This is a genomic window from Bacillus cereus group sp. BfR-BA-01356 (genome assembly GCF_022663635.1).
GTDB lineage: Bacteria > Bacillota > Bacilli > Bacillales > Bacillaceae_G > Bacillus_A > Bacillus_A cereus.
The window spans coordinates 1-709 of record NZ_JAKUFX010000287.1 but is presented as its reverse complement, the minus strand read 5'-3'; the positions used below and the strand labels follow the sequence as shown (position 1 = coordinate 709).

The following is a 709-nucleotide window of genomic DNA, read 5'->3' as shown; positions in this document are numbered from 1 at the left end:
AGCCGTATACATGGAAACATGTACGTACGGTTCGGAGGGGAGCGTTTGAAAACCTATCACAGTAATGTGAAAAGGCGTTGGGCGCTTACCCTACGACGATGTAGAACGTGTTCACCGTATGCATAAACTATTAAAGGTACAGGTCGAAAAGTTATATGATTTTGTTCAAACCGGAGCTGCTTCACGTGACCAAAAAAACGAATATAAGATTATAAAAGGAATTGACGAGTGGTTTGATAATACTATTCGTGAAAAGATGGATTTTCAAGGGGAACCAGCAGTTTATAAATCAGGAAAATACCGCGGACAACCGATGCATTATGACAGAGAAGAAGAATATGTAAAAGGTTTACGCAACATCTTAAAAGATTTAGCTTCAAACGTTTTAATACGTCGTGTTTTGTTTGGAAAATCTGATTTTGATTTCGATACACATTTGGAACAAGGTGGTATTTTACTTGTGAATACTGCGAAAGGGGAATTAGCAGACCTTTCAAACGTATTAGGAAAATTTGTATTGCTGAGTATGCAGAATGCGGTATTCCGTAGGGAACCAAACGTCTCGCCTTACCATCACATTATTGTGGATGAGTTCCCGGATTATGGTACGCCAAGTTCTCCTATAAACGTAGCGGCGTGAAATGGAGGGGCTGACTCTTACACAGCCTAACTATTTGTTCGAATTTTATGGGTGAAACTCCCATTCTAG

1 pseudogene is annotated in these 709 nt (G+C 39.8%); it reads left to right on the top strand.

What is annotated here, in order from left to right:
• Window positions 1-91: 91 nt before the first annotated feature.
• Window positions 92-640 (top strand): annotated as a pseudogene (locus MR168_RS33040) (type IV secretory system conjugative DNA transfer family protein); the annotation flags it as partial.
• Window positions 641-709: the final 69 nt, after the last annotated feature.